The organism is Petralouisia sp. (assembly GCF_056822245.1).
In genome coordinates this window covers 23,272-30,208 of the sequence record NZ_JBQIOP010000048.1, presented here as the reverse complement: position 1 = coordinate 30,208, position 6,937 = coordinate 23,272, and the positions used below count along the sequence as shown (strand labels likewise).

The following is a 6,937-nucleotide window of genomic DNA, read 5'->3' as shown; positions in this document are numbered from 1 at the left end:
CTGGCATAAAAACACTCCTTTTCGATAAGAATTTCCATATCCTAATTCTTACCAAAAAGGAGCCATTTATTTCCAAAAACACAAACTTATTTACACTACCTCGTGTAGATTTGTTCGCAAACTTATTATACATTAGAAAGCGCCTTGTGCGTTCTTTTATTTTTGAAAAAGTTGTAAAGTGGTGGTATCTTATTATCTGTTAATAAAGGAACCAAGAATTTTGACACTGTTTCAGCATTGTTTTTCATTCTGTCATCTTCGTCAAACTTATCTAAAACAATAGTAATTCTGCTATACCCAATTTTTTTCAATATATCAGATAATTAAATAATCAAATTATATGATGCATCTATTCGTTCAAATTCTGTATCAGTATCTAAATTAACTGTAGGCAAGAGGTTTCTTATTTGATCCTCCTTTATAGGTGGAAGTAGCGTATAATGATTTCTCAAGACATCATTTACTATATTTAGTCCTGTAGTGAGTCCATAATTAAGTATAAACCGAAATAAATTAATATACTTTTTTATTATTTTCTTAGTTTTTGATAATTGAATAGCTTCAATTTTTTGCGCTAATATGTTTTTCGTTGTCGAAGTGGTATACTGACTCAATATCATAGACAAAAAAATTCGTTCATTTCGATTTAAGCTTTTGAGTTTTTTCGTATTTCCAATCAAATATTCAAATAAACAGCCTGCCATGTTTCAAATAATTAAGTTATAGTATTCTTATCTGCTCGGACAAATAATTTATCCGCATACTCTTGCTCATTCTCGGCAGTATATAAATTAAACGGATAATTTACCAATCCAATATTTTTCAAAAAATCATTGAATCCTTGCTGATTCATGTAATACCTTCTTTCTGTTCTTGAAGATCTCTTAATCATTTGTACACTTTTTTGTTACCCAACAACATTTTTCAACTTCTTTAAAGGTATAGTCGAACCCTTTTTATTCTTCACTTTCCATCAACTTTTTCAGTTCCTCTTTGCTAGGAAGAACTGTTAGATATTGGCTCGCAAATATCTGGTTATTACCCTCTGGCAAAGTCATCTCTACTACTGCATCATTCTTATTTTTACACAACAGAACACCTATAGTCGGATTTTCATCTTCTAATTTTACCTTACGATCATAATAGTTCACATACATCTGCATTTGTCCTATATCCTGATGCTTTAATCGACCAATCTTTAAGTCAAAGAGCACGAAGCAACGCAGCAGACGATTGAAAAATACCAAATCTACTCTATAATGCTCATCTTCAAAAGTGAATCTGACTTGTCTTCCAACAAAAGTAAACCCTCGTCCTAATTCTAACAGAAATTCCTGTAAATGATCAATTATCTTAGTTTCCAAATCTGTTTCTGAATATTTTGCCAGTTCTGGCAAACCTGTAAACTCCAATACATACGGGTCCTTCAATAAATCTTCTGGTTTCTCAATTATTTGTCCTTCTGCCGATAACCGTTCTATCCCCTCTTTATCCCTGCTCAATGCTAACCGTTCATATAATGCACTGTCATATTGTCTTCCCAGCTCTTTTACGCCCCATCCGTTACGAACTGCTTCAATTTCATAAAAATGCCGTTCATCTACATTAGGAATACGCATAAGTAATACATAATGCGAAAAACTTAAAAAAAATTTCCTTCCTTCTCTTGTTGCTGGCAGGTTTTCAAATTGGGTAGACACTTTCTGCCCAATCTGATCATGAGAATACACCATATAGAATCTACGCATCAGTTTCAGATTTTCTACGGAAAATCCCTTTCCCAAACTCTCTGTCAAACGTTTTGATAATTCTTTAAGAATCGCTTTTCCATATTCAGCACGCTTCTCCCCATTTTGCTCTTCTTCTAAAATTATTCTTCCCACTTCGTAATAGGAATAGACCATAGAAATATTCAGTGCTAATTTTGCTTGTTTTCTGGCATTTTTAAGAACTTCTAATACTCTGTCAAAAAAATCATTCTTCTTGATATTTTCCATAAAATATTCTCCAAATTGAATTGGGTAGAAGCCGTCTACCCAATTCATATCATAACAAAACATCTTTCAAAGTTCTACAATAATGAAAAACTCATCTCATTTTTATTTTTTCTTGTCATTTCAAGGCTCTTTCAAAAATGGTGTAGTAATGGTGTAGTAAGCACCTCATTGAGCCGTACAATCATTGATTTTATGGGCTTCTCCGGGATTCTTCAAGATGCTGCCATGACAGACGAAAAGTATTTTAATCATATCTTTAAAACTCCTTGTATTTGCTGTATTTCCTTGATTTATCGGCTTTTCCTGTCGTTTGCAATCACCCTATGTTCTTGGCATATTGTAGTCTAAATTGACATATCTTTTACTTCAAAAGTAGTAAAAAAAGTAGTAAATTGAGAGGAATCATGCCATTCGCAAATGTGCTGAAAGTATTTCTCCCAATGCAGGGCTACCATCGGCATATCATTTTTATCCAGATACAGGAAACCACACTTGCCATCAATCATAGGCTCTTTTTTTACTTTCTTCCTATTTGCAAGAATCCGCTGAAAACAAGCATATACCTCATCGGACATAGGGATTTCCCTTGTACCGCTTGTGGTTTTCGTATCCTCAATCACATACTCCATATTTCTTTTTCTCTGCTTTTCTTGTGATTGCTTCTCTTGTCACACTATCATTCACGACAACTGTGGCAAGCTGAAACTCAAACGGATTCTTGCGTATCAAATCATCATCGACAGCCATTTGAAAAGCAGGTCTGACAACACCCCTCACAGAATGAATGGAACTGTAACCTCTTCCATCCTGCTGCAATTTGATAAGCCAACATTTTGCATCTGACAACTTTACTTTGTCGATTCGCTTCTTTCCGAAATCTTCTTTCTTAATAATGTTTACCGCAAAATCATAATTGGCTTCGGTATTGTGCCGTACCCCCGTTTTCTGCAAGAGATACTTTTTAACCAGTTCCAGAACAGTCATTTCCCCACCACGGGGAACAATCGCATCATCAATATCTTTGAATATCAGCTTTTCTTTTTCCCTCAATGAGATGTCATCCCGTTTCCCTTGCGGCGTTTTATCTGTCTTTTCCAGTTTCCAACTGTAAACGAATTGCTGTTTTCCTGTGGCATCAATGTTATTTGAACGCATACCGTCCGTCTTGACGTTGGCTCTCTCCGTTGCGGAGAATACGGTTTTTACTGTCACGTCTTTTTCCGCTCCATGTCAGCTCCTTTCGTACAAAAAGAGTCCCGTCACGATATATTGCAGTATATCATAGACAAAGCCCTTTTTCCATCTTAAAAAAGCAGCATTTGAATCTGGAATGCCGAAAAGCGTCCGCTTCATGCTGCACCAATATCTGTTCTGAAATTAAAAGTTTCAAATTACCGTTAATTCCTCTAAAAAATTTTCAAACTGTTTTCGCTTAATTAGGAATTTATGATATATGTATATGGAAATTGCTGTTTGCAGGCAATAAAAATCCCTCCAAACTTCAAAAAGCGAAGTCGGAGGGCGGTTCGGGTATGACGAAACAGCCACCCAAACATCGTTTTTTTTATTTGGTGGGTTATCGTTTTTGTATTTCCTGTAGCTGGTTAATCGGACAGCTCTGTAACTGATTCTATACAGCCGTCTTTAATCATGATAATCTCATCTGCCTGTGCTGCAAGGTACTTGCTGTGCGTTACTACAATGACACACTTTCCAAGCTCATGCGCCGTTCTTTTCAGTAATTCTATAATTTCCCCTGCCGTGTTTTCATCGAGATTGCCTGTCGGCTCATCTGCAAGCAATACTTTTGCATTGCTTGCCAATGCCCTTGCAATGGCAACCCGTTGCTGTTGACCGCCCGATAGCTGCAAAACATTTCTTTTCCAATCCTCACAAGGAATATTTACTTTCTCCAATAAATCCTGCGGTGTTTTTGTTCCGCCAAGCCGCACATTTTCCTCTGTTGTCAGATAATCAATCAAATTATAATTTTGAAAAACTAACGAAACATGATGCTTTCTGTGGTAGTTAAGCCCTTTTGCCTGTATATCTTCACCGTCATACAAAACCGTTCCTTTAACAGGCATATCCAGCCCTGCAAGCAGGGACAGAAACGTTGTTTTGCCAGCCCCGCTTGCACCGACAATCGTATAAAATTTCTTTTCCTCAAACTGCATGGAAACATTTTTTAAAATTTCTTTTCCCTTCTGCGATTTATAAGCATAATTCACATTTTTGACTTCTAATACCATCTTTTTGTCCTCCTAACTAATTTCACTGAAAATATCTTTTGGATTTTTACGGGCTATCAGAATGCTGGCAGCCCCAACTGATATTACAACGAACAACGCCACGCCGAACCAATCGTACAGCATCAGTTCTGGTGTAACAGAGACTAAAACGCCTGTAACTGTTTCCTCTGAATCCTCCGCTGATTTTGCAACTTTTCCCTCATCTATGACAGACTGTTCATCTGCCTGCTGTACCTGTTGCTGCACAAGATAGGAAGCTGTAATTTTAGAAGTGGCAGGAGCAGCCATAAAAGAAAGGAATATGGCGGCAGCAGCTATCATGAACGCTTCCAATAATATCTGCCCAAATATTTTTATCTTCGGTGTGCCAAGGGCTAATAAAATTCCAATTTCCTGCACCCTCCCTTTCATCCAAAAAACAAATACTAAAAATAAGATGATTAGGCTCGCTCCTGCAACCACAATGACTAATATTTCGCTGACACGCTCCAAATCATTGAAATTTTTGGACATCTTATCAATGTTTCCATTGTTGTCAATTAAATCATAGCGTTCCCATCCAATATCCACTTCCTGTATCTCTTTTTTTATTTCATCGTATTGGTTCACGTCTGACACTTTGAAGTATGCTTTTTCGTACAATGCCCCCGATGTGCTTCCTTCTGCTTTTTCTGGAAACCCTAAGTCTGTAAATATAATATTTTCAGAACGGAAAGTATCTCCAGCCATAACGGGCGTCATTTTCTGCTGAACTGTATAAATACCAACAATCTCCGCCGCAAAGACGGTTGAATTTTCTACATCACGGCGGTCATTGAATTGTATCCTGTTTCCAACCGACAGGCTGTTTTTTTCGGCAAGTTCTTCTGAAATCACACATACGTCAACATCTTCCTCCGTTATCATCCGTCCGTCCTTCATTGTTACATTCCCTGACAGGACATTTGCATCCAATGCCATATCCTTATTGCCGATTAAGCTGACACAAAGCAAATCGGAACTCTGGTCTACATCATCATCCTCAATTCTGGAAAAATCCACGGGATTTACTGCCGTGACGGCGGTTGTCAGATTATATTCTGAAATGCCAGAAACAGCGGCAATCTTTTCCATATCGCCTATGAAAAGCGTCTGGAACGAATTATCATAAGATACACTCCATGATGTCCCATACTCTGTTTTTATTTTTTTAACAGTCACGCCATCAAAATTTCCTTCTTCCCCATCGGTCTTTTTTTTTACAAGAATTTCATCTGCCCTGTCCCTTTTGTTCTCTTCGTTTGCTTCCATCAGAAATCCAGCACCTACCGCCTGCTTTGTCTTATTCTGGGTGGCGATGCTTGCGTTTCGGCTAGCCATGCCCGACAAAAAAAACAAGCTGATAATCAATACTACAAAAAACAGCAGTATGCTTTTGATTGGTTTGCGTATGACCGAACGCCACGCCATTTGAAAACTGTTCATTGTCTATCCCTCCATTTTTGATAAAGTTTCTTTGGGATTTGTCTTTAATATTGGAAGCAGGGAAATTATGACTGCCGCCAATACAAGCAGGATTCCCAAACCTGCCAGAACGACGATATCCTTAAACTGCAATAAGACTTCTAAAGAAATGTTTGTTGTATCAGAATCTGTAAGGAAACCTTGTAAAATGCCAGCCATAAAATTTCCCAGACCACATGAGCCTAAGACAGCCAGTGTAAAGACCAAAAGTGATTCCAGAAATACCTGTAAAAAAATACAGGCTTTTGATTTCCCGATACTGATAAAAATGGCAGCTTCCCTCTGCCTTGTCCGCATCCACATACAAAGCAGCAAAGATATGATGGCTGTTCCTGCCGTAAGTGTCAGGATAAGCATAAGCTTTGCAACTCTTGTAATCTGTTCCAACGGCAGAGCCATTTGTTGATACAAGGTATCCGACGTTGTAGCATCTGCTTTATCGGATAAATGCTTGTTCAATTCTTCCTCTAATAAACTTAATTGCTCTGGATTTTTGCAATAAACGGCAACTTTGGCATAACCGTCCATTCCAAATAAATCCGAGTAGGAACTGTTATCTATGAATATCTGGTTTTCAATACGGTTTACAGAATCCATCCCTTCTGGCTGTTTGCTTTCACTTCCAGATAAAAAGATACCGACAATCTCCAGGGAAACCCGCTTTCCATCAGCATTTCCCAGTTCTATCAAGTCGCCTGATTTTAATTGGTTGGCATCCGCCAGATAAGAGTTGATAACAATTCCCTTTATGTCTTCTGAAATATAGCTGCCAGAACTAAGACGGTACACTCCTTCCGAAAACCCGCTGTCATTTTCCAGATTGTCACAGGATAGAACAGATGCTTTCTGATTGGATTCTTCTGTGGAATCGCTGCCTGTAATCAATTGAAAGTTTACAGGAAACGCAGTGTTTCTGGCTAAGCAATTTACGGTGGAGACTTCCGCTAAATCCTTTATCCATTCCACGTCGTCTAACGTAATCTTGTTTTCTTCCTTCAAAATACCCATGACAACTTTTGCCTTTGTTTTTTCCCCAATTGCCGCTTTTGAATCAGCCGTTGCACAAAGAATCATATTTGTGCTTAATATCATGCTGCTCACAACGAGCAGCACAAAAAACAGCAGGATTGTCTTTGCTTTTTTCCGCTTCAAATATCGAAACGAAAGCTGATAAAATGTCATGTC

Annotated in this window: 5 protein-coding genes and 1 pseudogene; all 6 read right to left on the bottom strand. The window is 37.9% G+C overall.

Features of this window, described 5'->3' with window-relative positions; genetic code table 11:
* Positions 1-715 precede the first annotated feature (715 nt).
* Complete coding sequence (locus tag ACTO17_RS15965; protein WP_482558625.1) at positions 716-853, bottom strand: hypothetical protein; 138 nt, start codon at positions 851-853, stop codon at positions 716-718.
* Between the two features lie 103 nt (positions 854-956).
* The gene (locus tag ACTO17_RS15960; protein ID WP_172537002.1) at positions 957-1,997 is read right to left on the bottom strand and encodes a PDDEXK nuclease domain-containing protein; all 1,041 of its coding nucleotides are present in this window, start codon (positions 1,995-1,997) and stop codon (positions 957-959) included.
* 410 nt (positions 1,998-2,407) lie between these two features.
* Positions 2,408-3,231 (bottom strand): annotated as a pseudogene (locus ACTO17_RS15955) (integrase DNA-binding domain-containing protein); the annotation flags it as partial.
* A 370-nt stretch (positions 3,232-3,601) separates the two neighbouring features.
* A complete protein-coding gene (locus ACTO17_RS15950; RefSeq protein WP_482558624.1) occupies positions 3,602-4,249 on the bottom strand; it encodes an ABC transporter ATP-binding protein in 648 nt (215 codons plus the stop codon).
* A 12-nt stretch (positions 4,250-4,261) separates the two neighbouring features.
* Positions 4,262-5,713 carry an ABC transporter permease gene (locus tag ACTO17_RS15945; RefSeq protein ID WP_482558623.1) on the bottom strand — a complete coding sequence of 484 codons (1,452 nt, stop codon included), beginning with the start codon at positions 5,711-5,713 and terminating at the stop codon, positions 4,262-4,264.
* A gap of 3 nt (positions 5,714-5,716) precedes the next feature.
* A complete protein-coding gene (locus ACTO17_RS15940; RefSeq protein ID WP_482558622.1) occupies positions 5,717-6,934 on the bottom strand; it encodes an ABC transporter permease in 1,218 nt (405 codons plus the stop codon).
* Between the last annotated feature and the right edge of the window lie 3 nt (positions 6,935-6,937).

Bases quoted from the DNA above. Each gene is read 5' to 3' on its own strand.
- ACTO17_RS15965 (WP_482558625.1), bottom strand. From the start codon at position 853: ATGAATCAGCAAGGATTCAATGATTTTTTGAAAAATATTGGATTGGTA.
- ACTO17_RS15960 (WP_172537002.1), bottom strand. From the start codon at position 1,997: ATGGAAAATATCAAGAAGAATGATTTTTTTGACAGAGTATTAGAAGTT.
- ACTO17_RS15950 (WP_482558624.1), bottom strand. From the start codon at position 4,249: ATGGTATTAGAAGTCAAAAATGTGAATTATGCTTATAAATCGCAGAAG.
- ACTO17_RS15945 (WP_482558623.1), bottom strand. From the start codon at position 5,713: ATGAACAGTTTTCAAATGGCGTGGCGTTCGGTCATACGCAAACCAATC.
- ACTO17_RS15940 (WP_482558622.1), bottom strand. From the start codon at position 6,934: ATGACATTTTATCAGCTTTCGTTTCGATATTTGAAGCGGAAAAAAGCA.